This is a genomic window from Bradyrhizobium sp. BEA-2-5, assembly GCF_032918025.1.
Classification (GTDB): domain Bacteria; phylum Pseudomonadota; class Alphaproteobacteria; order Rhizobiales; family Xanthobacteraceae; genus Bradyrhizobium; species Bradyrhizobium pachyrhizi.
The window spans coordinates 4,729,167-4,752,705 of record NZ_CP136629.1 but is presented as its reverse complement, the minus strand read 5'-3'; the positions used below and the strand labels follow the sequence as shown (position 1 = coordinate 4,752,705).

Here is a 23,539-nt window from a genome sequence, read left to right as displayed (position 1 = left end):
GTCGGATGCGCTGCCCGAACTGCAACAGTCTCGATACGCAGGTAAAGGACTCGCGTCCGACCGAGGACTCGTCCGTGATCCGCAGGCGGCGCGTGTGCGTCGCCTGCAATTTCCGCTTCACCACCTTCGAGCGCGTGCAGCTGCGCGAGCTCACGGTGATCAAGCGCAACGGTCGCCGCGTGCCGTTCGATCGCGACAAGCTGATGCGCTCGGTGCAGATCTCCTTGCGCAAGCGGCAGGTCGAGCCGGAGCGGGTGGAGAAGATGGTCTCCACCATCGTGCGCGAGCTCGAGACGGGGGGCGAGGCCGAGATCTCGTCCGAGGTGATCGGCGAGACCGTGATGGAGCATCTGCGCACGCTCGACGACGTCGCCTATGTGCGCTTCGCCTCGGTCTACCGTAATTTCCGCGAGGCCAAGGATTTCGCCGACGTGCTCGGCGAGCTCTCCGGCGAGGAGGAAGCGCGGCTCGCCGCGATCCGCAAATGATCTTCCGCATCCTGGAGGATCAGTTCGCGCAGAAGGCCAAAGAGGCCAGGGAAGCGGCAAAGGCGGCCGATCTGCGATTCATGGAGCTGGCGCTCTCGCTGGGCAAGCGCGGGCAGGGGCGGACCTGGCCCAATCCGGCCGTGGGCGCCGTCATCGTCAAGGACGGCGTCATCGTCGGCCGCGGCTGGACGCAAGCAGGCGGCCGGCCGCACGCCGAGGTCGAGGCACTCAGGCGCGCCGGCGATGCCGCGCGCGGCGCCACGCTCTACGTGACGCTCGAACCCTGCTCGCATTTCGGCCGCTCGCCGCCTTGCGCCGACGCCGTTGTGGCGGCCGGGCTCGCCCGCGTCGTCTCGGCGATCGAGGATCCCAATCCGGAAGTCGCCGGGCAGGGGCACGCCAAGCTGCGTGCCGCCGGCATCGCGGTCGATGTCGGGCTGTGCGCGGAAGAGGCCGCGCGCGACCATGCCGGCCATTTCCGCCGCATCCGCGATCACCGCCCGCATGTGATCCTCAAGCTCGCGGTTTCCGCCGACGACAAGATCGCAGCTGATGGCCACAAGCCGGTTGCGATATCAGGCGAGGCCGCGCGGACCCGTGTGCATCTTCTCCGCGCGCGCAGCGATGCGATCCTGGTCGGCATCGGAACGGTGCTGGCGGACGATCCGCTCCTCACCTGCCGCCTGCCGGGCATGGCGGCGCGCTCGCCGGTGCGCGTGGTGCTGGACCGTGCGCTGCGCATTTCAGGCGACAGCCGCTTGGTGCATTCGGCGCGCGAGACGCCGCTCTGGGTGCTGACATCTGACATGGCGGAGGCGCCTGCCGCGGTGAAGCTCGGTGCCGCCGGCGCGCAGGTGATCCGCGTCGCCGCCAGCGCGCCCCAAGGGCTCGATCTGCCGTCCGTCCTGGATGCGCTGGCGGAGAAGGGGATCTCGCGGCTGCTGGTCGAGGGCGGATCGCGCGTGGCAAATTCTTTCGTGGCAGCCGGCCTTGTCGACGAGATCTGGCTGTTGCGCGGACCTGATGCGATCGGTGCCGGCGGCGTTCCCGCGCTGGACGCAATGCCGCTCGACGCAATCACGCAGTCGCCCGTCTTCCGGCTTCGTGCTAGCGAAACCCTCGGCAAAGACAGTCTCATGATCTACGAGCGCGCGTAATGTTCACCGGCATTGTCACCGATATCGGCGAGATCGTCAGCTTCACGCCCACGGCGCAGGGGCAGCTGCACCGCCTGCGCATCGCATGCCGCTACGATCAGAGCACGATTGCCGACGGCGCCTCGATCGCCTGCAACGGCGTCTGCCTGACGGTCGTCGCCTCCGGCACCGCCGATGGCAAGACCTGGTTCGATGTCGATGCGGCGGCCGAGACGCTCGGCATGACCACCGCCAAGCATTGGGGGCAGGGCGGCAGGCTCAATCTCGAGCGCGCGCTGAAGATCGGCGACGAGCTTGGCGGGCATATCGTCGCCGGCCATGCCGACGGCATCGCGACGCTTCGCAGCCGCGAGGACCTGCCCGACATGGCGCGGTTCGAGCTCTCCACCACGCGGGAGCTGGCGCGGTTCATCGCCACCAAGGGCTCGATCACGCTCGACGGCGTGTCGTTGACGGTCAATACGGTCAAGGACGTGAGCTTTTCGGTGCTGATCATCCCGCACACGCTGACGGTCACGACGATCGGCGACTGGAAGGCGGGGGACGAGGTCAACATCGAGGTCGACCTGATGGCCCGCTACGCGGCGCGGCTGACGGAAATGAAATAGCTTCGGCTCGGGCATTGCGGCCAAGACAGACGTCCCTATCTGCCTATTCGCCTCGGGCGATTTTCAGCCCGGGTGGCCTATGCATTGCAAGCGAACCCGGCCTGAAAAATCGGGCTGATCGCGGTGACATCCAGGCCAGTATTGCCCTTGGCTTTAGCCCCTGCTGCGCCTAAAACGCTGCACAACTCCTCCCCAAGTTCCGATTGGTATTGCGATGGCAGACGCGCGGCGCGCACCCCTGAAGGACCAGACCGACATTTCCGGCGCGCGCGCGCTGATTGTCGAGGCGCGGTTCTATGACGATCTCCAGGACGCGCTTCTGGATGGCGCGGTGGCCGAGATCAAGGCCGCGGGTGCGACGCATGACGTGATCACGGTTCCCGGTGCGCTGGAAATCCCGGCCGCGGTCGCCATCGCGGTCGATGCCGCGGCGGCGAACGGCAAGCCCTATGATGCGGTGATCGCGCTCGGCTGCGTGATCCGCGGCGACACCATTCATTTCGAGATCGTGTCGCAGGAATCCTCGCGCGCGCTGATGGACCTCGCAGTGGCGCGAAAGCTGCCGCTCGGCAACGGCATCCTCACCGTCAACACCGAGGCGCAGGCCTGGGCGCGGGCGCGCGCCAGCGAGCTCGACAAGGGCGGCGATGCCGCGCGCGCCGCGTTGGCGATGCTGCGCATCAAGCGCCGCCTGGCAAAGGCTTGACCATGGCTGACAACAAGAAGCCCGCGAAAGCCCCCGACAGAAAAGCGAACCGGCGCGGTGCGGCGCGGCTCGCAGCCGTACAGGCGCTGTATCAGATGGATATCGCCGGCGCCGGCATCAACGACATTTTCGCCGAGTTCGAGAGCCATTGGCTCGGCAACGAGGTCGAGGGCGACACTTACCTGCCGGCCGAAGCCGCCTTCTTCCGCGACGTGGTCTCGGGCGTCGTGCGCGACCAGAAGAAGCTCGATCCGCTGATCGACGAGGCGCTGTCGAAGGGCTGGCCCCTGAAGCGGATCGAAGCCATCCTGCGGGCGGTGCTGCGCGCCGGAGCCTATGAGCTCCAGCATCGCAAGGACGTGCCGGGCCGCGTTGTGGTCTCCGAATATGTCGACGTCGCCAATGCCTTCGTCGACCGCGAGGAAACCGGCATGGTGAACGCGGTGCTCGACCAGATCGGCCGCCAGTTTCGCGCCGACGAGTTCGTGCGGAGCTGAGTGGAGACATATGATCGCTTGACCGTCTCCCTGAGGAGGCCGCGCAGCGGCCGGCTCGAAGGGCGGCGGCCCGGCTGGGGCCGTGCATCCTTCGAGGCTCGCTCCGCTCGCACCTCAGGATGACGGGGCTGCTATCGTGACGCAGAGCGACAAACCGATATCCGGCGAAGACTCCCTGATCGCGCGCTATTTCAAGCCGCTCGCGACCGATCCGGGGGCGTTCGGGCTCGACGACGACGCCGCCGCGCTGAGGGCGGCCGGCGACGACATCGTCGTTACCACCGATGCCGTCGTCGAGGGCGTGCATTATCTTGCGGACGATCCGCCCGGGACCATCGCGCGCAAGGCGCTGCGGGTGAACCTGTCCGATCTCGCCGCCAAGGGCGCGCTGCCGGCCGGCTTCGTGCTGACGCTGGCGCTGCGCGGCGCCGAGGAGGCCTGGCTGAAGCCGTTTGCCCGGGCGCTCGGCGAGGACGCGGCGCATTTCGGCTGCCCGCTGCTCGGTGGCGACACGGTGTCGACGCCGGGCCCGCAGATGATCTCGATCACAGCCTTCGGCCGTGTGCCGCGAGGGCACGATGGTGCATCGCGCAGGGGCACAGGCGGGCGACCGTGTGTTCGTCACCGGCACGATCGGAGACGCCGCGCTCGGCCTCGATGTGCTCCGGGGTGGCCCGGTCGCCGCGGCTGTGGCGGACGATGTGGTCGGGCGGGATTATCTTGCCGCCCGTTACCGTGTTCCGCAGCCGCGCAACGCCTTGGCCAAGGCCGTTCGCACCCACGCCAGCGCCGCGATGGATGTGTCCGACGGTCTTGCCGGCGATCTGACCAAGCTTTGCGCAGCCAGTGGTGTGGCGGCCGTGATCAACGTGACGAGTATCCCGTTGTCGTCCGCGGCCGCAGCGCTGCTCGCACGCAAGGCGATCGATATCGAGACCTTGGTGGCCGGCGGTGATGATTACGAGCTCTTGTGCGCGGTCCCGAGCGATCATGTCGACGCGTTTCTGCGCGACGCACGGCAGGCCAAGGTCGCGGTGACCGCAATCGGCGGCTTGATCGCAGGCTTGTCGCCACCGAGCTTCCTTGACGGGCAGGGCCGGGAACTGAAGCTGAAGCGGCTGTCCTACAGCCATTTCTAGAGCGTTTTCGAGCGAAGCGGGCACCGGTTCGCATTAAGAAAACCCGTCGGAATGGAAGCCGCGCTCGACTTCCCGCGCCTGATAGCGCCGATTTTCCTTCTAAATAGCTGCCGATATCGGCGTTTTCGGCCACAGGTGGCGTTGCACAGCGGTAACGATTTTGGCAAGGTCGCGCCCGATTTGAGGCAATCCGTTTTTGGGGAGGATTGTCCTCGCAAAATAAGCGCCTGCCGCCCCCTAGCGGCACAAAAAGGCGCCGGGGATACATCAAGGATCTGAGGCAGAAATCAAATGACAGCATTATGGTTGATAGTGCTCTGCGGAGTGCTTTCCGTCGTCTACGCGATTTGGGCGACGTCTTCGGTGTTGAGCGCGGATGCGGGGTCGCCGCGCATGCAGGAGATCGCGGCCGCGGTGCGCGAGGGCGCACAGGCGTATCTGCGGCGCCAATACACCACGATCGGTCTCGTCGGCATCGTCATCTTCGTGCTGCTTGCCTATTTCCTCGGGCTGTATGTCGCGATCGGTTTTGCCATCGGCGCGATCCTGTCCGGCGCTGCCGGCTTCATCGGCATGAACGTCTCGGTCCGCGCCAATGTGCGCACGGCCCAGGCCGCAACGAAATCGCTTGCCGGCGGCCTCGAGCTCGCCTTCAAGGCCGGAGCGATCACCGGTATGCTGGTGGCCGGTCTCGCGCTGCTCGGTGTGACCCTCTACTTCATGGTGCTGGTCAAGTTCATGGGTCTGGAAGCGGGCAGCCGCGTCGTGGTCGATGCCCTGGTGGCGCTCGGCTTCGGCGCCTCGCTGATCTCGATCTTCGCCCGTCTCGGCGGCGGCATCTTCACCAAGGGTGCGGACGTCGGCGGCGACCTCGTCGGCAAGGTCGAGGCCGGCATTCCCGAGGACGATCCGCGCAACCCGGCGACCATCGCCGACAATGTCGGCGACAATGTCGGCGACTGCGCCGGCATGGCCGCCGACCTGTTCGAGACCTATGCGGTGACCGCGGTCGCCACCATGGTCCTGGCGGCGATCTTCTTCGCCAAGACGGCGATCCTCTCCAACATGATGACGCTGCCGCTCGCGATCGGCGGCATCTGCATCATCACCTCGATCATCGGCACCTTCTTCGTCAAGCTCGGGCCGAGCCAGTCGATCATGGGCGCGCTCTACAAGGGCCTGATCGCGACCGGCATCCTGTCCCTGATCGGCATCGCGCTGGTGATCTACTACCTGATCGGCTTCGGCAAGCTCGAGGGCGTCGATTACACCGGCATGGCGCTGTTCGAATGCGGCGTGGTCGGTCTCGTCGTCACCGCGCTGATCATCTGGATCACCGAATACTACACGGGCACCGACTACCGTCCGGTGAAGTCGATCGCCCAGGCCTCGGTGACCGGTCACGGCACCAACGTGATCCAGGGCCTTGCGATCTCGATGGAAGCGACCGCGCTGCCCGCGATCGTGATCATCGCCGGCATCCTGGTCACCCACAGCCTCGCCGGCCTGTTCGGCATCGCGATCGCGACCGCCACCATGCTGGCGCTGGCCGGCATGATCGTCGCGCTCGACGCCTTCGGCCCCGTCACCGACAACGCCGGCGGCATCGCCGAGATGGCGGGCCTGCCGAAGGAGGTGCGCAAGTCGACCGACGCGCTCGACGCGGTCGGCAACACCACCAAGGCGGTGACCAAGGGCTACGCGATCGGCTCGGCTGGTCTCGGCGCCCTGGTGCTGTTCGCGGCATACAATCAGGACCTCAAATTCTTCATCAGCGACGCCAATGCCCATGCCTACTTCAAGGGCGTCAAGCCGGACTTCTCGCTCAACAACCCCTATGTGGTGGTGGGCCTCTTGTTCGGCGGCCTGTTGCCGTATCTGTTCGGCGCGATGGGCATGACCGCCGTCGGCCGCGCCGCCAGCGCCATCGTCGAGGAGGTGCGGCGTCAGTTCCGCGAGAAGCCGGGCATCATGCAGGGCACCGACAAGCCTGACTACGGCAAGGCGGTCGACCTGCTGACCAAGGCGGCGATCAAGGAGATGATCATCCCCTCGCTGCTGCCCGTGCTGTCACCGATCTTCGTCTACTTCGTGATCTACGTGATCGCGGGCGGCGGCGCGGCCGGCAAGTCGGCGGCGTTCTCGGCCGTGGGCGCGATGCTGCTCGGCGTGATCGTGACGGGCCTGTTCGTCGCGATCTCGATGACCTCGGGCGGCGGCGCCTGGGACAACGCCAAGAAGTACATCGAGGACGGTCATTTCGGCGGCAAGGGTTCTGACGCCCACAAGTCGGCCGTCACCGGTGACACCGTTGGCGATCCCTACAAGGACACGGCGGGCCCCGCTGTGAATCCGATGATCAAGATCACCAACATCGTGGCCTTGCTGCTGCTGGCGATTTTGGCGCACTGAGCTGCGGACACGACTGAAACGAAGCCCCGCGGTGAAAGCCGCGGGGTTTTATTTTTGAACCAGACGCGAACAACACGGAGATCAATCGATGTCGCTCTCATCCGCACGGAACTACGCGCTCCGCGCCTCCAAATCGCAGGATCAGAAGGAGGCCATCGAGCTGCTCTCGAAGGCGATCATGGAACTGGCGATGTCGATTGAAGCGACCGACGCCAAGGTCAAGAAGATCAACAAGTCTTCGTAGCGTCAGAGCGTAGGGTGGATTAGCGAAGCGTAATCCACCGATAGGTCTAGCCGCATGTTTGCAGCGTCATTCCGGGGCGCCTCGAAGAGGCGAACCCGGAATCTCGAGATTCCGGGTTCGATGCTGCGCATCGTCCCGGAATGACGGCTACGCCGTCACTTGACCTCCATCTGCAGCCCTTCCTTCTGGATGATGCCGGCGAACTTCTTCGTCTCGGCCTCCACGAAGGCGGCAAATTGCTGCGGGGTGCCGTAGTCGGCGCGGGCGCCCATGGCGGCGATCTGCTTCTTGATGTCCTCGCGCTCCAGCATCGCCTTGATCTGGAGGTTCAACTCGTCGAGCACCGGGGCGGGTGCGGTCTTCGGCAGGAACACGCAGAACCAGGACGAGATGTCGAAACTCGCCAGCTCCGGCGCGCTCTCTCGCATCGTCGGCAGGTTCGGCGCGAGGTCGCTGCGCTCGGTCGTGGTGACGCAGAGACCGTTGAGCGTGCCGTTCTGCACCTGAGGCAGGCTCGGATAGAGATTGTCGAACAGGATCTGGATGTCGCCGGCGAGGGCCGCTTGCAGCGCGGGTCCGGCGCCGCGGAACGGGATGTGCGTCATCTTCAGGCCGGTGAGCTGGAGGAACCAGGCGCCGGTGAGGTGAGGGCTCTGGCCGACGCCCGAAGAGGCGTAGCTGAGCTTGTCCGGATTAGCCTTGAGATAGGCGATCAGCTCGGGGATCGACTTGATGCCGGTCTTCGGGTGCGCCGAGACGATGTTCGGGATCCGGATCATGTTCGAGACCGGCTGCAGCTGGTCGGGCTTGTAGGTGAGATTCTTGAAGATGCTGTAGGCGATCGCGTTCGGACCGGGATTGCCGACCAGGATGGTGTGGCCGTCGCCCTTGGCGCGCGTGACCTCGGATGTCCCGATGGTGCCGCCGCCGCCCGAGCGGTTTTCCACGACCGCCGACTGGCCCCAGGCGGTTTGCAGATGCGCGGCCAAGAGCCGGCCCATCACGTCGGTCGATCCGCCGGCCGCAGCCGGCACGATGATGCGGACGGTCTCGGTCGGCCGCCAGTCACCGGCGCCGAGGCTCGCGCGCGGCAGGATCGCCGCGGCCGTCAATGCGGCCGTACCCGATAATACCGTACGACGGGAAAATCTCTTGGCTCTCATGCGTTTACCCCCTGCTCAGGCTCTTTGTTTGCGAGCAAACTAGGGGACCGCTTGCCCCTCGGGCAAGCGACAACTTGGCGCAGCGGGTTATGCTTCAAACTCCGGTTTGACGCGCTTCCTTCACGCGAACCGGAGCCCACTTCGCTCGAAAACGCCCTAGTTGAAGCTGAGCAGCTTGAACAGCGGCGTGAGGTAGCTCATCTCCTGGCCCGACGTCGGCGTCGTACGGCTGATGAAGTCGAAGATCTTGCCGTCCTGCAGACCGTAATTCGCAAGCCGGCGCACGCGCCGGTTCTTGTCGAAATAGATCGCGATGACGCGCTGGTCGACCACCTTCTGGTTCATGAAGGCAACCGGGCGCTCCGAGCGTTGCGAGATGTAGTAAAACACCTCACCGTCGAGGGTTGCGACCGTGGAGGGGGTACCCATCACGATCAGCACCTGGTCCTGGCTTGCGCCGATCGGAATCTGCTCGAGCGCGCCCTCGGGAAGGATGTAGCCCTTCTGGAATTGTTCGCCGGCGCAGCCGCCGAGTGCGGCGCAGACGAGGCCAATCGCCGCGACGGCGCGGAGACGCGAAAAGAACCCGCGCGCGGAAGCGGCGCGAGACTGTCGTGAAAGCGTGTGGTTCATCGGCGGAACTGATCCGTCCCCTTGCATCGGCCGAGGCATTGACGTACCGGGCAGCTCAATGGATTGCAATCATGCCGAGCTCCAATGGGCGACCTCTCAACAGGCGACCCTTTGGGGACCGGCAGCCGGAACCCGTCATGCTTTGGCCGTTCAATCACTTCAGGAAACCCCGACTAACCCCGCCGGGCACCATTGAAGCCATCTATGGCATGATCGTGACGCAGGCGCGAGAACCCATATTTTACCGTGACTTGGGCGTGCCCGATACGGTTAACGGGCGTTTCGACCTGTTGCTGCTGCATCTCTGGCTGTTGCTGCGCCGCCTGAAATCCGTCGAGGGCGGCGTTGCGCTGTCCCAGGCCCTGTTTGATCATTTCTGCATCGATATGGACGACAATCTGCGGGAAATGGGCGTCGGCGACCTCACGGTGCCGAAGCGCATGCAGGCGTTCGGCGAAGCCTTCTACGGCCGCACCGCGGCCTATGATCTGGCGCTGACCGACAGCGAGGCGGCCTTGGCCGAGTCGTTCTGCAAGAACATCCTCAACGGTCAGAACATCGACAAGGCCCGCGAGCTCGCCGCCTACGCCAGGGAGGCGATCGAAGAGCTGGCGCGCACCGACCTCGCGGCGTTGGCCAAGGGCGCCTGGCGCTTTCCGGTACCACAGGCTGCGGGGACCGAGGCATGAGCGGCGGCAGCACAGGGCAATCAGATGCACGGCGCGACCGCGACCCCTGGCGGGTTCTCGTCAATGTCGCGCAGATCCCGGAGACGGGCCTGCATCGCGAGATCGCGGCCGACGAGGCAGCGCGCAAGGCGATGGCCGAAGTTGCCGAGTTGCGGGAGGTCGTCTCCGCGCGTGCAGAGTTCGACCTGCAGCCCAAGCGCGACGGTAGCTACCAGGTCACCGGCAGAGTCCAGGCCAGGGTCGGGCAGACCTGCGTGGTGACGCTCGATCCGATTGAGAACGAGATCGATGAGCCGATCGATGTGGTGTTCGCGCCGCCCGAGCAGATCCCGCAAATGGCCGACCTGGTCGACGACGCCGACGACAGCGATGAGGAAACGCCGGACCCGCCGGAGCCGATCGTCGGCGGCTTCATCGACATCGGCCGGCTTGCCACCGATGCGCTGTTTCTCGGCATAGACCCGTATCCGCGCAAGGTGGATGCGGTCTTTGAACAGAAGGCTGAAGCGCCTGACCTGGAAAATCATCCTTTCGCGGCGCTGAAGGCGCTGAAGAAAAAGCCGGACGGCAAGAAGCCCAAGGGAAGTTGAGGGCGCCCGGCGCCACATTTGCGGGGATGGCTTGCCTGCAAGCTTGCGCGAGCGCTGTTCCCAGTTACTTCAAATACGTGTCACAATACATTGAAATACAATGTATTTCTGGTATGTTCTAATGTGTTGCGTGATGGTTCGGCAGCTGCCTCATTTGCGGTCAAGAGGTTGTGTCGGATCGAGGACACGCTATTGTCGCGGCCCGGCCGGGACGCGAGTTGGTGTTTCGCCGCGCGCCGTTAACGGCGGTGACTTCAAGCTCGCGGTCCTCGTCTGAAGGGCTGCGGGAAAGCAGGCTTCCGGGACGTTCATGCCTCAAAAGGTTCGAATAGCGCTTGACGCCATGGGGGGCGATGTCGGCGCTTCCGTCGTCGTTCCCGGCGCCGCGATCTCGTTAAGCCGTCATCCCGACAGCGAGTTCCTGCTGGTCGGGGACCGGGCCCAGATCGAGCCGGAGCTCGCCAAGCATCCGGCGCTGAAGGCGGTATCGAAAGTGATCCATACCGACGTCGCCGTGAAGAACGATGACAAGCCGAGCCAGGCGCTGCGGCGCGGCCGCAAGACCTCCTCGATGTGGATGGCGATCGATGCCGTCAAGAAGGGCGAGGCGGATGTCGCGATCTCCGCCGGCAATACCGGCGCGCTGATGGCGATGGGCAGCCTCAATCTGCGGACGCTGCCGGGTGTCGACCGGCCGGCGCTTGCGGCGGTATGGCCGACCATGCGCGGCGAATCCGTCGTGCTCGACCTCGGCGCCACCCTCGGCGGCGATGCCCACCATCTGGTGTCGATGGCGGTCATGGGCGCAGCCAAGGCGAGCGTGCTGTTCAACCTCGAACGGCCGACCGTCGGCCTGCTCAATATCGGGTCCGAGGAGATGAAGGGGCACGGGGAAATCCGCGAGGCGGCGGAGATGCTGCGCGCGATGAACTCGACCCAGTTCGACTATATCGGCTTCGTCGAGGGCGACGGCATCGGCAAGGGTCTGGCCGACGTCATCGTGACCGAGGGCTTCAGCGGCAACATCGCGCTCAAGGCTGCCGAGGGAACCGCGCGCCAGATGTTCACGCTGCTGCGCGAGGCCATGTCATCGAGCTGGCTGGCGCGGATCGGCTATTTGCTGGCCCGCGGTGCGTTCCAGAAGCTGCGCGACAAGATGGACCCCAACAAGTCCAATGGCGGCGTGCTGCTGGGACTGAGGGGGGTGGTGGTCAAGAGCCATGGCGGAACCAACGCCGAAGGCTTTGCCTATGCGATCGATGTTGGCTATGAGATGGCTCACTACGATCTCCTGAACAAGATCAATCAGATGCTCAACCGCGAGGGCAGCGCCCTGGTGCAGGCGCAGACCGCGCAGGAGGCTGTCTCGTGACTGCTATACGTTCGGTAGTGCTCGGCTGCGGCTCATATTTGCCGGAGCGGGTTTTGACCAATGCCGAACTGGCCACCCGGATCGACACGTCGGATGACTGGATCGTGCAGCGCACCGGCATCAGCGAGCGCCACATCGCTGCCGACGATGAATTCACCTCGCACCTGGCGATCAAGGCCGCGCAGGCCGCGCTCAGCGATGCCGGCATGGACGCGCAGTCGATCGACCTCATCGTGCTGGCGACCTCGACCCCGGACAACACCTTCCCCGCGACGGCTGTCGCCGTGCAGCACGGGCTCGGCATCAATCATGGCGCGGCCTTCGACCTCCAGGCGGTGTGCTCGGGCTTCGTGTTCGCGCTTGCCACCGCCGACAATTTCCTGCGCACCGGCGCCTTCAAGCGCGCGCTGGTGATCGGCGCCGAGACCTTCTCGCGCATCCTCGACTGGAACGACCGCGGCACCTGCGTGCTGTTCGGCGACGGCGCCGGGGCGGTGGTGCTGGAGGCGCAGGAGCAGCCCGGCAATGCCGCGACCGATCGCGGCGTCGTGACCACGCATCTGCGCTCCGACGGCCGCCACAAGGCAAAGCTGTTCGTCGATGGCGGCCCGTCCTCGACCCAGACCGTCGGCCATCTGCGCATGGAAGGGCGCGAGGTCTTCAAGCATGCGGTCGGCATGATCACCGACGTCATCGTCGATGCCTTCAACGCCACCGGCTTTACCGCCGAGGACATCACCTGGTTCGTGCCGCACCAGGCCAACAAGCGAATCATCGACGCCTCCGCCCACAAGCTTCACATCGCGCCGGAAAAGGTGGTGCTGACGGTGGACCGTCACGGCAACACCTCCGCCGCATCGATCCCGCTGGCGCTGTCGGTCGCCGTGAAGGACGGGCGCGTCAAGAAGGGCGATCTGGTGCTGTTCGAGGCGATGGGCGGAGGCTTCACCTGGGGCTCGGCGCTCGTGCGCTGGTAGCGTATCGCCAAACAGTATCGACAGGTTGCCGGGATCTTTCTGCGCCTGGGCGCTGGTCACTGTTGACCATTGCGCGCTAAGCTTTTAATTTCAGTCAAGAAATTGTTCGCCGAGAGTGCGGGGCAGGCGATGACCACGGGAACCGGAAAAACAGTTACGCGCGTCGATTTGTGTGAGGCCGTCTACCAGAAGGTCGGGCTGTCGCGCACGGAATCGTCCGCTTTCGTGGAACTCGTGCTGAAGGAGATCACCGACTGCCTCGAAAAGGGCGAGACGGTGAAATTGTCCTCCTTCGGGTCCTTCATGGTGCGCAAGAAGGGGCAGCGCATCGGCCGTAATCCGAAGACCGGTACCGAGGTGCCGATCTCGCCGCGCCGCGTCATGGTGTTCAAGCCGTCGGCGATCCTGAAGCAGCGGATCAACGGCCAGGTCGTCACCAATGGCGACGGCAGCAAGGCCGACTAGAGCGTTTTCAAGCGAAGTGGATACCCGGTTCGCGTGAAGAAAACGCGGCAAAACTAGAATCCGGAGCCCCGTTCCGATTCAATCGGGACGGAAAAGGCTCCAGGCATTGAGAAGGAGCGGGCATTTGGACAAGGCGCCGGATGCGTTCCGAACCATCAGCGAAGTAGCGCAGGAACTCGACATTCCGCAGCACGTGCTGCGGTTCTGGGAGACCCGGTTCTCCCAGATCAAGCCGATGAAGCGCAGCGGCGGCCGCCGCTATTACCGCCCCGACGACGTCGACCTGCTCAAGGGCATCCGCCGGCTGCTCTACGGGGAGGGCTACACCATCCGCGGGGTGCAGCGGATCCTGAAGGAGCACGGCGTCAAATCGGTGCAGGGCCTCGCCGACCAGACCGCAGCGGTCTCGTTCGGCGCGGTCGAGGAAGCCGTCGGCAACAGCATGGCCGAGCCCGACGACCTCGAGAACAGCGACGGCCTCGATTTCGACGGCGAGGAGGGCGACGGCGACGAGAAGGGGATCGACTACCGATTCGTCGATCCCGACGAGGATCCGATCCTGTCGACCTACAAGGCGCATGCCCAGCCGGGTAAGGCGCCCGCCGCGCCGCCGGTTCGTCCCTCCGTTCCGTCAGTCGATCGGGAGCGGCTCGAACGCGTGCTGCAGGAGCTGGTCGCCTGCCGGCAGATGATCGACGCAGCGATGAAGGACGGCTGAGGCAAGGAAGCCCGCCAAGGGGAACCGGTGCCCGGATTGCAGTCTTCAGGAGCCTGCTTTGCCTTGCGCGAACGCAGGATCGCAGCTAATGGAACGGCATCGGAGCGTGGCGCAGCCCGGTTAGCGCACTAGTCTGGGAGACTAGGGGTCGGAGGTTCAAATCCTCTCGCTCCGACCAATTTCTCAAAATTCGTTCGGTGATGGTTTGAAGCGGACGCGCATCGCGCGCCGCCGGCTTGCGATTGGTTGCCGATGCTGTTCGCCGGTCGCGGAAAGCTGTGCGCGGAAGCCAACACGCTGCCGTCAATATCGAACAAGCGCTCGTTGAAGAGGCAGCACCAAGCCGATCGCATCTGCGGCTGTCGTGTCGATGAACAAGCGTTCATGGAACGTCACTGATTTCAGGCGGTTAGTTGCGGGGCGCATTTTGGAGGACAAAATGAAGCACGCAATCATCGTCCTTTCCGCGGCATGCCTGATGGCTTCCACACCGGTTGCTTTTGCACAGGGTGTTTCGAGCAAATCACCTGGACACGAGATGCAAAAGAAGGGCTCCAAGAAGGGCAGTCCCGGCGCGTCGGGCTATGCACCCGGGCACGAGATGCAGGCACGAGGATCGAAAGCCGGGGCCCCAGGGGCCTCTGGCTACGCCCCTGGCCAGACGACGGGCTCGGGCAGCGGGATGACCGGAGGCAGCTCGACCAGGTCCAGATAGTTACACTGCGAGGTTGGCTTTGCGGGGCCCCGGCCGTCAGCGCCGGGGCTCCTTTTTCATGGCCCGTTCACGGATCGACCGCGGCTTGGCCCGTTTCATGCTTTCCATTGAGGGGCAAATGGGGGGCCAACGTGATTGCTGAACACTTCCTGGTCTGGGCTGCTCTGCTGAGCGTTCTCGCCTTCCTGGCGTTCCAGTCGCCGGGGCGCGGACACCGATAAGTCTCTGCATCCTACGCTTCGCGAGGTGAGCGGCGCGGCCGTTCCGGTTGCCAGCCGTCCTGTCCGCTGCAGAGCCGGTCGCTTCAGGCCTCGGCTTCCATCGCAACAATCAGGCAGGCCTTTTCGAGGCGGTTGGTGAGCATCGAAAGCTTGGCCGTGAACTCGGCCAGCTCCGGCTCGCTGAACTCCTCGAAGACGGTTTTCTTGAACGCCTTGTGCTGTTCGGCGAGGCCCGCGAGGTGCTTTTTGGTCGTGTCGGTCAGCGACAGCCGGACCACGCGCGCATCGGCCGGGGAGGGCGCACGCCGCAGCAGCTCCTTCTGCTCGAGTAGCTTGGATTGCGTGGTCACGAACGACGGATCGACGTGCAGCAGCTTCGACACCACGTTGATCGGCACGCCGTCATCCTTGTCGAGATCCGAGATCGCGATGAGAATCATCCATTGCGGACCGCTGACGCCAAGCGACTTGCCCCAGAACTGACGGACGCGCTCCAGATGCGAGTTGATGGCCGAAATCTCGAGCGTGAATCGCTTGATGATGTCGAGATGTTCGATGGCGCGCTGGCGCGTCGAATCCTTCCTTGTCACTGACACAGCTTCCTCTTCCCTCGGGCGCCGACTCAGCTTTGTGCTGATTTATTTCTTGTTTTCCGCGCTGCAGTAGGTTTTTTCCCGCAAGCCGCCAACGAACGCAAGTGAACGTAAAGTAATTATGATGGTCGTGTGACGGTTGGACTATTTGGGGTGTGACAAGTTTTCTCAGGTAAGCAAAGGGCTTACAGGCAGCGTTGCCGGCGAGACACAGTGTGGCCGCATTCGCATTCCTGACTTTATAAACTATTTTGATTGGCGAACTGGCCAATGCATATTGAACCCGGCGGTAGGGGAATCTCGATCGTCCCGTTGCGGTGATCGTTCAAGTCCGTCGCACACCACAGATTGATCTGAGGGTGCGGGGTTTGGGGAAAACGGTCTTGGACAATGCGGGAGGATCACGGGGCGCTCGCGGCCTCGGACTCTCCGCATATGAGCAACTTGGAGGTTTAATATGAATTTGAAGAGCCTTATCCTGGGCTCGACGGCTGCGCTGGTCGCGGTCGGTGGAGCCCAGGCGGCCGATCTTCCGGTCAAGGCCAAGGCGGTCGAGTACGTGAAGATCTGTTCGCTGTACGGCGCGGGCTTCTACTACATCCCGGGCAGCGACACCTGCATCAAGCTGGGCGGCTACCTGCGTGCTGACGTCGTGGTGAACGGCAACAGCGTGTACGGCGCGAACTACAACGGCGCCAGCGGTGCCAACAATCGTTTCACGAACGGCTACACTTGGCGTTCGCGTGAAGACCTCAACATCGACACGCGCACCGCGACCGAATACGGCGTCGTCCGCACCTACTTCGACGCGGTCTTCACCTGGACCTCCGACACCTACGCCGGCCAGGGCAACGGCTCGACGGTGTACTCGGCGATCGGCTCGACGGCTGCGCCGAACAACGCTGGTTCGGGCAACGTGGCTGCCGGTTCGCTCGGCGTGTACTACGCCTTCATCCAGTTCGCCGGCTTCACGATGGGTAAGGCCGTGTCGCAGTTCGACGCCCCCTGGAACGGTTATCCGGGCAACAACTACGACGCGCTCGTCGGTGGCGTGAACACCACCAACGGCATCAACCAGTTCACCTACACCGCGCAGTTCGGCAACGGCGTGTCGCTCGCTCTGTCGGCGCAGGACCAGGTTGCCTACATGCAGGCTGGCGTGAACAACCTCGGCGTCGGTGGCGCTTACGGCTCCAGCGACTACGCCGGCACGATCGCTCCGGACTTCGTTGCTGCGCTCAAGGTCGATCAGGCTTGGGGTCTGTTCCAGGCGTCGGTTGCCGCGCATGACAACCACGTCGCCTATTACGGCGCGACCGAGACCACTGGCCACCCCGACGACAAGTGGGGTTGGGCGGTTCAGCTCGCTCTGTCGATCAAGAACATCCCGACCGGCGCGGGTGACACGATCAACATTCAGGGCGTCTACACCGACGGTGCGACCCGCTACAACTTCCAGAACCTGGCCAGCCAGGCCGGCGCGATCGCCATCTTCGGCGGTTCGAGCCTGCCGGGCGTCTATGGCAGCGTTGGCTTCGGTACGGCACCCGACACGCTGTTCGGCCCCGGTGGTCAGCAGCAGACCGTCAAGACCTGGGGCTTCCGTGGTGCTTACACCCACAACTGGGATCCCTACTGGAACACGAGCTTGTACGGTGCGTTCGCCGCTGTTTCGTACAACGACACGGCTAAGTCGCTCATCTGCGGCGTTGGTGGCGTCGGTGGTACGTTCCGTGCCGCATTCGCTGGCGGCGCTGGCGTGACCGCCTGCAACCCCGACTACAACATCGCGCAGATCGGCGTCATCACCCGCTGGACGCCGGTGAAGAACCTGACCTTCTCGGCCGACGTGACCTACTCGCACCTCGATCAGAAGTATGCCGGTATCATCACTACGTCGTCGACTGCTATCGGCAAGCCGACCGCGACCTACGAGCTGAAGGATCAGGACACTGTCCAGATGCTCTTCCGCGCTCAGCGCAACTGGTAATACCGGTTGATCTGATCACGATCCAACAGAACCCCGGCAGGCAACTGCCGGGGTTTTTCTTTGCGGAAGATTCCAAGGAGAGCTGAGCTGCGTCATTTCGGTCCACGCGAACGACGAAGACGAGCCATGCGATTCATTAGCCGCCGACTTATTTACTTACCTGATCTACTAAACTATATACGCCATGGCCAACACATTGAATGATGGCTCTTAGCTGGCTGCTAAGCCTCCCAAACCTCCGGCAATGCCCTGCCGGAGGTTTTTGATTCAAGGGCCCAGCCGGCGTCGACGATGGTGGCGCGCGCGGCCCGCGCAAGCTGCGGCCGGCGATCGGGTTGCCGTCGCCTTGCCGATTCGACGCCGTCAGGATTTGACGGAATCGATCCGCAGTGCATTCTCGCCATTCATGGGACGCTTCAAGAACAGCCGCCTGGCGCGCATGAGCAGCGGCCACTATTGCCTGATCCGGGATCTCGGGCTGGTGAAGGGCGGCAAGGGATTGCGGCACCATGAGGTGATCATCGATTTCTCGTGGCGCGGCCTGCTCAAGCTGGCCCTGAGCGCGGGTGCCGGCGTCCTGCGGCGGCGCGCATCCGTGCGCATCGAGACAGCCGAATAGCGCGGGGCCGCGTCATGACGCGGCTTGGTCTGCGGCCAGGATGCGCGCGACCATCGCGTGAGTCTCACGCGCTTCGCGAACAAGCATTCGAATTCGGGCGACGTGATCGCAGCATTGTCAGAGCTTCGCATATGACGATCGCGCGCTTTGCCACGCCGCGCGCTGCGCTTTGCACCGATTGCGATCAACGTGGTTCATCTGCGCAGGTGCCGTTGCGCTGCTTCGCTGGTGTTACCTCGGCGGCAGCGGCCGCGGTGGAAATTCCAGCCGCGATCGCCATCAGCGTTGTCGCGACCAATCTGTTCAGGATGTGCACGATCATCGTCTCCGATTGTCGATGTCGGATTGTTCGCAACGCGGAATGATTTCGTGGCCACCGTCTCAATCTGCTGCAAGCGGCTCACTTGCGCGTGAGAAGGCGCCGTTGCTGGGCGACAATTCGGTGAGTAAGGTGCCGCAGCCAAGCGGTTGGAGCTGCGATCCGCGCTCCGGCCGAAACAAAGAAGAACCAGGGCAACAAGAATAAGGGAAGGAACGGATCTCACATGAAGGATTTTGCTGGAAAGATCGCGGTCATCACTGGCGGCGGCACGGGAATGGGGCGCGAGCTCGCGCGGCAGCTCGTCGCCGAAGGCTGCAACGTCGCGATGTGCGACGTCTCGGAGGCCGCGATGGCCGAGACCAGGCGGCTCTGCGAGACCGAGAAACTGCCGCAGGGCCTGCGCGTCACAACGCATGTCGCCGACGTCGCGATCGAGGATCACTACAAGCGCTTCCGGGATGAGCTGATCGAGCAGCAGGCGACCGACAAGATCCACCTGCTGTTCAACAACGCCGGCATCGGTGGCGGCGGCAGCCTGTTCACCAACACGCGCGAGCAATGGGAGCGCACCTTCAACATCTGCTGGGGCGGGGTCTATCTCGGCGTGCGCACCTTCCTTCCGATGCTGGTCGCTGCGGACGAGGCCCACATCGTCAACACCGCGAGCGTCAACGGCTTCTGGGCCTCGATCGGCATGAACCAGGCGCACACCGCCTACAGCTCGGCCAAGTTCGCCGTGAAGGGATTTACCGAAGCGCTGATCAACGACCTCCGCCTGCACGCGCCGCACGTCAAATGCTCGGTGGTGATGCCCGGCCATATCGGCACCTCGATCGTGTCGAACTCCCGCAAGGTGCAGAACGGCTCCGACCAGCTCAATGCCGACGAGCTCAAGCAGGCCCGTCAGCGTCTGCAGGGGCAGGGGATCGACGTCGCCAGGATGTCGGACGCCGACATCCAGCAGCTCGCGCTCGATCGCGCCCGCATCTTCCATAACGAGGCACCGACCTCGGCCGCGGCCGCCGCCAAGATCATCCTCGACGGCGTGAAGGCCGAGCGCTGGCGCATCCTGGTCGGCGACGACGCGCATCTGCTCGACGAGCGCGTACGCAAGACGCCGGAACAGGCCTACACGCCGGAGTTCTATCAAGGCATCGTAGCGGCGACCGGCTGGAAGGTCGGCTGAACGGCCGTCCCGCATCGCGTGCGGGACGGCTTCACTCAAGCGCTCCCCGCGCATCAAGCGCTATCCGCGCATCGCGCGTTGGCGCGATCCCGCTTGATAGGCGAGGCGGTAATGCCCTGAGCAATAGGGCATGCCGCCGAGCGGTGTGTTGCCGCAAAAGCAGAAATCATCGGCGCCCGGGGTGCTGATCGGCCAGCGGCAGCGCTGCTCGCTCAGTTCGAACAGCGAGCAGCTGTTGGCGCTGACGATCGGCGCATCGACGGGCTCTTGCTCGTAGACCGCCTGGAGCAACCGGAGCTGCTGCTTGGCAGTCGCCCTCTGCGCGGCGTGGGCGGCCGATTTCTTGCGCCGCGCCCGGCGTTCGTCCGGCGTCGTACGCGTCAGATTCAGCCGGGACAGCTTGCCGATCACGGCATTGCGGCTGACGCCGATGTCGGCGGCGATCTCGCGGCAGGAGAGGCCGGCCTCAAAGTAGATTTTGAGTTGGTCGACGCGCTCCGGCGTCCAGGTCGGTTCGATGGCAATCATCTGACGGTTCCACGTTCTGTGTTGAACCGCCGCGCCGGCACACGCCTGAGCTCGCCACGCGATGACAAGCAATCGCGCCGTGATCTCATCCCCGTTTGAGCATGATCTCTTCGGAAAACCGGTCTCCACTTTTCCGGATCATGCTAGGGCGTGCGGCCGTTGTCGCGGATTGCAAGCAACCCGTCCTTGATGGCGAGACGGATGCCTTCCTCGATCAATGTCCGTGCGACGCCGGGAACGCTGGTGCCGTGGGTGCCCTGTCTCACCAGCTTCTCCAGATAGGCGATGGTCGAGAGCGCCAGCGTGACCGGGACGCGGTCGGTTTCGGCCTTTTCCGTAGCCATGGTGAAACGCTTAACCCCGAACGCCTGTACTGAAAAGTATCTATTTAGAGTCTATTTAGGAATAAGGCAGTTCGTCAAGCCGTGGGCGGCAAGAAGCAGCCGGCCGCGCGCTCGCGCTGGAAGCGAGTTCCAGCGCGAGGGCATCATCGAATTATTGAGATGGATGAAGGCGTTAGGGCCGTAACTCGACCTTGACCGGGAACTTCTTGAGAAGCCGCTCAGCCTTTTCGGCCTTGTCCGGAGGCGCGCTCACGCTCAGGTACAGCCCGCGGGACGGATCGGTGATCGCGTCGACACTGACCTCGCCGGACAATCCTTCCAGCGCCAGCAGCTCGCGCGCGGCCTCGCCGGCGGCGATCTCGCGCAGCTTCGGCTTGAAGATCTTGCCGACCGGAGTCACCGGCATCTCGGGAATCACCGACACCACGCGCGGGCGCGCCGGCGGCTCCAGGATGTTGTCCTGCACGAAGGCTGCGAGCGCGTTCGGATCGATATGGGCGCCCGGCTGCGCCGAGACGAACAGCATCGGCACTTCGCCGGCGTAGGTGTCGGGACGCCCGACGGCCGCGGCAAGCGCCACGCCCGGAAACGCCAGCGCGGCGTCCTCGATCGCGCGCGGATCGATGTTGTGGCCGCCGCGGATGATGACGTCCTTGGCGCGGCCCATGATGTAGACGAAGCCGTCGGCATCGATCCGGCAGATGTCGCCGGTGCGCAGCCAGCCGTCGCGGAACGCCTCCTCGGTCTGCTTCTTGTCGACATAGCCGGCGAATACCTGCGGGCCCCTGGTCAGCAGTTCGCCGACCGGTGAGGGCCACGGTCCGGTGTGGAGCTTGCCGCCGTCGAGGATCGCAAGCTCGACCAGCGGATTGCGGGTGCCGACGCTTTCGGCGCGCGGCCTCACGCCGTGCACATCGTGAGTGATGGCACCGGCGAGTTCGGTCATGCCGTAGAGCTGCTGGATGCAGGGGCCGCCCCAGGTCGCAAGATAACGCCGCTCGATCTCGGGCGGGCAGATCGAGGCGCCGGTGGCGGTGACGCGCAGGGTCGAGATGTCGCTGTCAGCGACCGGGATATCGGCGAGGGCGCCGAGTATCGTCGGCACGTTGCCGGCGATGTTGATTCGGTACTTCTCGATGATCTGCCAGAAGTGTCGGACCAGCGCCGGATCGCGCGCGCCGGCGGGGCCGGGGATGACCATCGTCGTGCCGGCCGCCAGGGAATTGGCCGTGGTGCAGAACAGGCCGCCGACATGGAACAGCGGCATCGTGATCATCGCGCGCTCGCCGCGATGGAAATCGAGCGCCATCCGCGAGGATACGGTGGAGGCGACCATGGCGCGATTGGTGAGCCGCGCCACCTTCGGATGGCCGGTGGTGCCGCCGGTCGGGAGCATCACGGCGACGCGGTCGGCCTCGCTCATGTCCTTGGACTTGCCGTAGTCGTCGCGCCAGGCGGGATCAGGCCGCAGCACCTCGCCGTCGAAGGCGATGCTGCCGTCGAGCGGCACGATCACGATGCGCTTGAGGGACGGCACCTCGCGCTGCAGGCCCTCGACCCTCTCATAGAGCCCGCCCGGCAGGCCCGGCGGCGGCGTCAGCAACAGCCTTGCGTTGATCGCGTTGAGCTGGGCGACGATCGCTTCGCGCGTGAACAGCAAATTGAGCGGCTCGGCGACGCCGCAGGCCGCTGCGCCGAAGATCGCGACGACGGTCGCGGGGCACGCCGGGAGCAGGACAGCCACCGCGTCGTCCTTGCCGATGCCGCGCTTACGGAAATAGGTTTCAGCGGCCTTGATGCAGCCCATCAAGTGATCGTTCGAGATCACGACCGGGTTGGGATCGAGCGGCGAGCGCAGATAGATCGCGGCTTCAGCGTCCGGCGCGCCCTGCGGACCGCGGGCAATGAGGTCGAGGATGCGCGGGCAGGCGGCGAGCGTCTCCTGCATCTCCCTGTCGCGCGCAGCCTCGTCGGCCGGCGAAAGCCTGTCCTTCAGCATATCCGTCCCCGTCCATTCTTGTTCGTTGGGACGGGGATTGTATCGAGCCGGGCTCGCGGAACACAAGTGCGGCTATTTATCCACTTGGTCATTCCAGGCGGCTCGCAGAGCCGATCCTCAGGTGCGCGAATTGCGCACCGGAGAATCTCGAGATTCCGGATTCGATGCTGCGCATCGTTCCGGAATGACGTGCGTGGTTACCCGTGGACCACCGATTTGGCGATCATGCAATGGATGCCCTTGGCGCCGTTGACGGTCTGGGTCACCCTGAGATCGGCGGCCAGGCTGCACAGCGTGTAGGCGTCCTCGCGCGACAGATTTCGCGTCTCGCCGAGCAGCGCGATCATGTCGCGCAGCGCGCGCACCACGCACTGGTCGAGGTCGGGGTCCATGGCCATGGTCATGTAGTGCGTCGCCGTCTCGGCGCGGGGGTAGTCGAGCTTGAGGTCCTTGCGCAGCGTCAGGCGGAAGCGGCCCTGGAGCGCGGTCTCGATCGCGGTGACGCAGACCTCGCCGTCGCCCTGCACGCCATGGCCGTCACCGCAGGAGAACATCGCGCCCGGAACGAACACCGGCAGATACAGCGTCGCGCCGGCGCCGAGCTCCTTGTTGTCGAGATTGCCGCCCATCGCGCGCGGGATCAGCGAGGAGATGCGGCCCCAGGCCGGCGGCGGCGAAACGCCCATCACGCCGAAGAACGGCTTGAGAGGCAGGTCAAGGCCCCACGGCAAGCGGCCGGTCATCCGCGAGCGGTCGAGCGGGATGTTCAGGATGCGCGTCTCGTGGAAATCGTCGGGCAGGGTCCCGGACAGCGGCTTGATCATGTTCCAGCCCCAATCCTGCCGAAGCTGAACGTCGAGGATCTCGACCGCGAGCACGTCGCCGGGCTCGGCCCCCTCGACCGCGATCGGACCGGTGAGGATGTGTCCAGGTACCATCCGCTCGCACTTCGCATGGATCTCGTCGAGCTCCGGCGGAACGAAGAATTTGCCGCGGTCGGGCACCACGTCCGGGCCGCCGCTGACGGTCTCGATCGTGATCTCGTCGCCACTCGCGACGGTCAGAACCGGTTTCAGCTTGGCTTCGAAGAAGCCCCAATGGCAGGTTTCGGGGCTGGAATGCAGGTGATGATGGGTCATTTGCCGGCTTTTGATTAGTTTCCCA

Annotated in this window: 24 protein-coding genes, 1 tRNA gene and 1 pseudogene; 19 read left to right on the top strand and 7 right to left on the bottom strand. The window is 64.5% G+C overall.

The genetic code is table 11. The features are described from left to right. The first annotated feature begins 5 nt into the window (after window positions 1–5). The 8 genes and pseudogenes from nrdR to RX327_RS22215 all read left to right on the top strand — a co-directional run bounded on the left by nrdR (window position 6) and on the right by RX327_RS22215 (window position 7,251). Entirely contained in the window at window positions 6–488 is a 483-nt protein-coding gene (gene nrdR / locus RX327_RS22250; RefSeq protein WP_011087793.1) for a transcriptional regulator NrdR, read from the top strand. Beyond that, window positions 485–1,645 (top strand): bifunctional diaminohydroxyphosphoribosylaminopyrimidine deaminase/5-amino-6-(5-phosphoribosylamino)uracil reductase RibD, encoded by a 1,161-nt coding sequence (gene ribD / locus RX327_RS22245; protein ID WP_317247126.1) that lies wholly within the window; start codon window positions 485–487, stop codon window positions 1,643–1,645. The genes nrdR and ribD overlap by 4 nt, the downstream gene beginning before the upstream one ends. Continuing rightward, window positions 1,645–2,253: a riboflavin synthase gene (locus RX327_RS22240; protein ID WP_317247125.1), complete on the top strand. Its 609-nt coding sequence runs from the start codon at window positions 1,645–1,647 to the stop codon at window positions 2,251–2,253. The genes ribD and RX327_RS22240 overlap by 1 nt, the downstream gene beginning before the upstream one ends. A 214-nt stretch (window positions 2,254–2,467) precedes the next feature. Next, a complete protein-coding gene (ribH, locus tag RX327_RS22235) occupies window positions 2,468–2,959 on the top strand; it encodes a 6,7-dimethyl-8-ribityllumazine synthase (RefSeq protein WP_317247124.1) in 492 nt (163 codons plus the stop codon). A 2-nt stretch (window positions 2,960–2,961) separates the two neighbouring features. Beyond that, on the top strand, window positions 2,962–3,456 hold the full coding sequence (gene nusB, locus RX327_RS22230) for a transcription antitermination factor NusB (protein ID WP_317247123.1): 495 nt from the start codon (window positions 2,962–2,964) through the stop codon (window positions 3,454–3,456). Between the two features lie 136 nt (window positions 3,457–3,592). Continuing rightward, a pseudogene (gene thiL, locus RX327_RS22225) lies at window positions 3,593–4,595 on the top strand (thiamine-phosphate kinase). Between the two features lie 291 nt (window positions 4,596–4,886). After that, window positions 4,887–7,007, top strand: coding sequence for a sodium-translocating pyrophosphatase (locus RX327_RS22220; RefSeq protein WP_317247122.1), 2,121 nt, complete (start codon window positions 4,887–4,889; stop codon window positions 7,005–7,007). 88 nt (window positions 7,008–7,095) lie between these two features. Continuing rightward, on the top strand, window positions 7,096–7,251 hold the full coding sequence (locus RX327_RS22215; protein ID WP_167350400.1) for a hypothetical protein: 156 nt from the start codon (window positions 7,096–7,098) through the stop codon (window positions 7,249–7,251). Between the two features lie 155 nt (window positions 7,252–7,406). Here the strand turns inward: RX327_RS22215 and RX327_RS22210 are convergent, their stop codons facing one another. Both RX327_RS22210 and RX327_RS22205 read right to left on the bottom strand, forming a co-directional pair. Continuing rightward, window positions 7,407–8,414: a tripartite tricarboxylate transporter substrate binding protein gene (locus tag RX327_RS22210; protein ID WP_317247121.1), complete on the bottom strand. Its 1,008-nt coding sequence runs from the start codon at window positions 8,412–8,414 to the stop codon at window positions 7,407–7,409. 156 nt (window positions 8,415–8,570) lie between these two features. Further along, complete coding sequence (locus tag RX327_RS22205; RefSeq protein ID WP_317247120.1) at window positions 8,571–9,047, bottom strand: outer membrane protein assembly factor BamE; 477 nt, start codon at window positions 9,045–9,047, stop codon at window positions 8,571–8,573. Window positions 9,048–9,184: 137 nt separating this feature from the next. Between RX327_RS22205 and RX327_RS22200 the strand changes: the two genes are divergently transcribed. The 7 genes from RX327_RS22200 (at window position 9,185) to RX327_RS22170 (ending at window position 14,036) form a co-directional block, all read left to right on the top strand. Further along, window positions 9,185–9,736 (top strand): ubiquinol-cytochrome C chaperone family protein, encoded by a 552-nt coding sequence (locus tag RX327_RS22200; RefSeq protein ID WP_317251303.1) that lies wholly within the window; start codon window positions 9,185–9,187, stop codon window positions 9,734–9,736. Beyond that, window positions 9,733–10,326, top strand: coding sequence for a YceD family protein (locus RX327_RS22195; protein WP_038377420.1), 594 nt, complete (start codon window positions 9,733–9,735; stop codon window positions 10,324–10,326). Before RX327_RS22200 ends, RX327_RS22195 begins: the two co-directional genes overlap by 4 nt. A 310-nt stretch (window positions 10,327–10,636) precedes the next feature. Further along, window positions 10,637–11,698, top strand: coding sequence for a phosphate acyltransferase PlsX (gene plsX, locus RX327_RS22190; protein ID WP_317247119.1), 1,062 nt, complete (start codon window positions 10,637–10,639; stop codon window positions 11,696–11,698). Further along, entirely contained in the window at window positions 11,695–12,675 is a 981-nt protein-coding gene (locus RX327_RS22185) for a beta-ketoacyl-ACP synthase III (protein WP_317247118.1), read from the top strand. Before plsX ends, RX327_RS22185 begins: the two co-directional genes overlap by 4 nt. Before the next feature lie 129 nt (window positions 12,676–12,804). Continuing rightward, window positions 12,805–13,140, top strand: coding sequence for an integration host factor subunit alpha (locus RX327_RS22180; RefSeq protein ID WP_317247117.1), 336 nt, complete (start codon window positions 12,805–12,807; stop codon window positions 13,138–13,140). A gap of 124 nt (window positions 13,141–13,264) precedes the next feature. Beyond that, window positions 13,265–13,858, top strand: a complete 594-nt coding sequence (locus tag RX327_RS22175; RefSeq protein ID WP_317247116.1) for a MerR family transcriptional regulator — start codon at window positions 13,265–13,267, stop codon at window positions 13,856–13,858. A 100-nt stretch (window positions 13,859–13,958) separates the two neighbouring features. Continuing rightward, window positions 13,959–14,036, top strand: a tRNA-Pro gene (locus RX327_RS22170). A gap of 841 nt (window positions 14,037–14,877) precedes the next feature. Here the strand turns inward: RX327_RS22170 and RX327_RS22165 are convergent. Beyond that, window positions 14,878–15,390 carry a MarR family winged helix-turn-helix transcriptional regulator gene (locus tag RX327_RS22165; RefSeq protein ID WP_317247115.1) on the bottom strand — a complete coding sequence of 171 codons (513 nt, stop codon included), beginning with the start codon at window positions 15,388–15,390 and terminating at the stop codon, window positions 14,878–14,880. 454 nt (window positions 15,391–15,844) lie between these two features. On the opposite strand from RX327_RS22165, the gene RX327_RS22160 reads away from it, so the two are divergent. From RX327_RS22160 to RX327_RS22145, 4 genes are all read left to right on the top strand, one after another. Continuing rightward, on the top strand, window positions 15,845–17,377 hold the full coding sequence (locus tag RX327_RS22160; protein ID WP_317247114.1) for a porin: 1,533 nt from the start codon (window positions 15,845–15,847) through the stop codon (window positions 17,375–17,377). A gap of 439 nt (window positions 17,378–17,816) precedes the next feature. Continuing rightward, window positions 17,817–17,996 (top strand): hypothetical protein, encoded by a 180-nt coding sequence (locus RX327_RS22155; RefSeq protein WP_050999539.1) that lies wholly within the window; start codon window positions 17,817–17,819, stop codon window positions 17,994–17,996. A 131-nt stretch (window positions 17,997–18,127) separates the two neighbouring features. Continuing rightward, a complete protein-coding gene (locus tag RX327_RS22150) occupies window positions 18,128–18,361 on the top strand; it encodes a hypothetical protein (RefSeq protein ID WP_050384923.1) in 234 nt (77 codons plus the stop codon). A gap of 180 nt (window positions 18,362–18,541) precedes the next feature. Continuing rightward, complete coding sequence (locus RX327_RS22145) at window positions 18,542–19,504, top strand: SDR family oxidoreductase (protein WP_317247113.1); 963 nt, start codon at window positions 18,542–18,544, stop codon at window positions 19,502–19,504. Between the two features lie 60 nt (window positions 19,505–19,564). Here the strand turns inward: RX327_RS22145 and RX327_RS22140 are convergent, their stop codons facing one another. From RX327_RS22140 to RX327_RS22125, 4 genes are all read right to left on the bottom strand, one after another. Beyond that, on the bottom strand, window positions 19,565–20,032 hold the full coding sequence (locus tag RX327_RS22140) for a GcrA family cell cycle regulator (protein ID WP_317247112.1): 468 nt from the start codon (window positions 20,030–20,032) through the stop codon (window positions 19,565–19,567). A 143-nt stretch (window positions 20,033–20,175) separates the two neighbouring features. Beyond that, window positions 20,176–20,376 (bottom strand): hypothetical protein, encoded by a 201-nt coding sequence (locus tag RX327_RS22135; RefSeq protein ID WP_317247111.1) that lies wholly within the window; start codon window positions 20,374–20,376, stop codon window positions 20,176–20,178. 172 nt (window positions 20,377–20,548) lie between these two features. Beyond that, window positions 20,549–22,375: an AMP-binding protein gene (locus RX327_RS22130; protein ID WP_050384920.1), complete on the bottom strand. Its 1,827-nt coding sequence runs from the start codon at window positions 22,373–22,375 to the stop codon at window positions 20,549–20,551. 197 nt (window positions 22,376–22,572) lie between these two features. Next, window positions 22,573–23,514, bottom strand: a complete 942-nt coding sequence (locus RX327_RS22125) for an acetamidase/formamidase family protein (RefSeq protein WP_317247110.1) — start codon at window positions 23,512–23,514, stop codon at window positions 22,573–22,575. Between the last annotated feature and the right edge of the window lie 25 nt (window positions 23,515–23,539).

Bases quoted from the DNA above. Each gene is read 5' to 3' on its own strand.
- RX327_RS22130 (WP_050384920.1), bottom strand. From the start codon at position 22,375: ATGCTGAAGGACAGGCTTTCGCCGGCCGACGAGGCTGCGCGCGACAGG.
- RX327_RS22205 (WP_317247120.1), bottom strand. From the start codon at position 9,047: ATGAACCACACGCTTTCACGACAGTCTCGCGCCGCTTCCGCGCGCGGG.
- RX327_RS22135 (WP_317247111.1), bottom strand. From the start codon at position 20,376: ATGGCTACGGAAAAGGCCGAAACCGACCGCGTCCCGGTCACGCTGGCG.
- RX327_RS22195 (WP_038377420.1), top strand. From the start codon at position 9,733: ATGAGCGGCGGCAGCACAGGGCAATCAGATGCACGGCGCGACCGCGAC.
- RX327_RS22155 (WP_050999539.1), top strand. From the start codon at position 17,817: ATGAGCAGCGGCCACTATTGCCTGATCCGGGATCTCGGGCTGGTGAAG.
- RX327_RS22220 (WP_317247122.1), top strand. From the start codon at position 4,887: ATGACAGCATTATGGTTGATAGTGCTCTGCGGAGTGCTTTCCGTCGTC.
- plsX (WP_317247119.1), top strand. From the start codon at position 10,637: ATGCCTCAAAAGGTTCGAATAGCGCTTGACGCCATGGGGGGCGATGTC.
- ribH (WP_317247124.1), top strand. From the start codon at position 2,468: ATGGCAGACGCGCGGCGCGCACCCCTGAAGGACCAGACCGACATTTCC.
- RX327_RS22150 (WP_050384923.1), top strand. From the start codon at position 18,128: ATGACGATCGCGCGCTTTGCCACGCCGCGCGCTGCGCTTTGCACCGAT.
- RX327_RS22215 (WP_167350400.1), top strand. From the start codon at position 7,096: ATGTCGCTCTCATCCGCACGGAACTACGCGCTCCGCGCCTCCAAATCG.
- nusB (WP_317247123.1), top strand. From the start codon at position 2,962: ATGGCTGACAACAAGAAGCCCGCGAAAGCCCCCGACAGAAAAGCGAAC.
- ribD (WP_317247126.1), top strand. From the start codon at position 485: ATGATCTTCCGCATCCTGGAGGATCAGTTCGCGCAGAAGGCCAAAGAG.
- nrdR (WP_011087793.1), top strand. From the start codon at position 6: ATGCGCTGCCCGAACTGCAACAGTCTCGATACGCAGGTAAAGGACTCG.
- RX327_RS22140 (WP_317247112.1), bottom strand. From the start codon at position 20,032: ATGATTGCCATCGAACCGACCTGGACGCCGGAGCGCGTCGACCAACTC.
- RX327_RS22240 (WP_317247125.1), top strand. From the start codon at position 1,645: ATGTTCACCGGCATTGTCACCGATATCGGCGAGATCGTCAGCTTCACG.
- RX327_RS22180 (WP_317247117.1), top strand. From the start codon at position 12,805: ATGACCACGGGAACCGGAAAAACAGTTACGCGCGTCGATTTGTGTGAG.
- RX327_RS22145 (WP_317247113.1), top strand. From the start codon at position 18,542: ATGAAGGATTTTGCTGGAAAGATCGCGGTCATCACTGGCGGCGGCACG.
- RX327_RS22160 (WP_317247114.1), top strand. From the start codon at position 15,845: ATGAATTTGAAGAGCCTTATCCTGGGCTCGACGGCTGCGCTGGTCGCG.
- RX327_RS22200 (WP_317251303.1), top strand. From the start codon at position 9,185: ATGCTTTGGCCGTTCAATCACTTCAGGAAACCCCGACTAACCCCGCCG.
- RX327_RS22125 (WP_317247110.1), bottom strand. From the start codon at position 23,514: ATGACCCATCATCACCTGCATTCCAGCCCCGAAACCTGCCATTGGGGC.
- RX327_RS22210 (WP_317247121.1), bottom strand. From the start codon at position 8,414: ATGAGAGCCAAGAGATTTTCCCGTCGTACGGTATTATCGGGTACGGCC.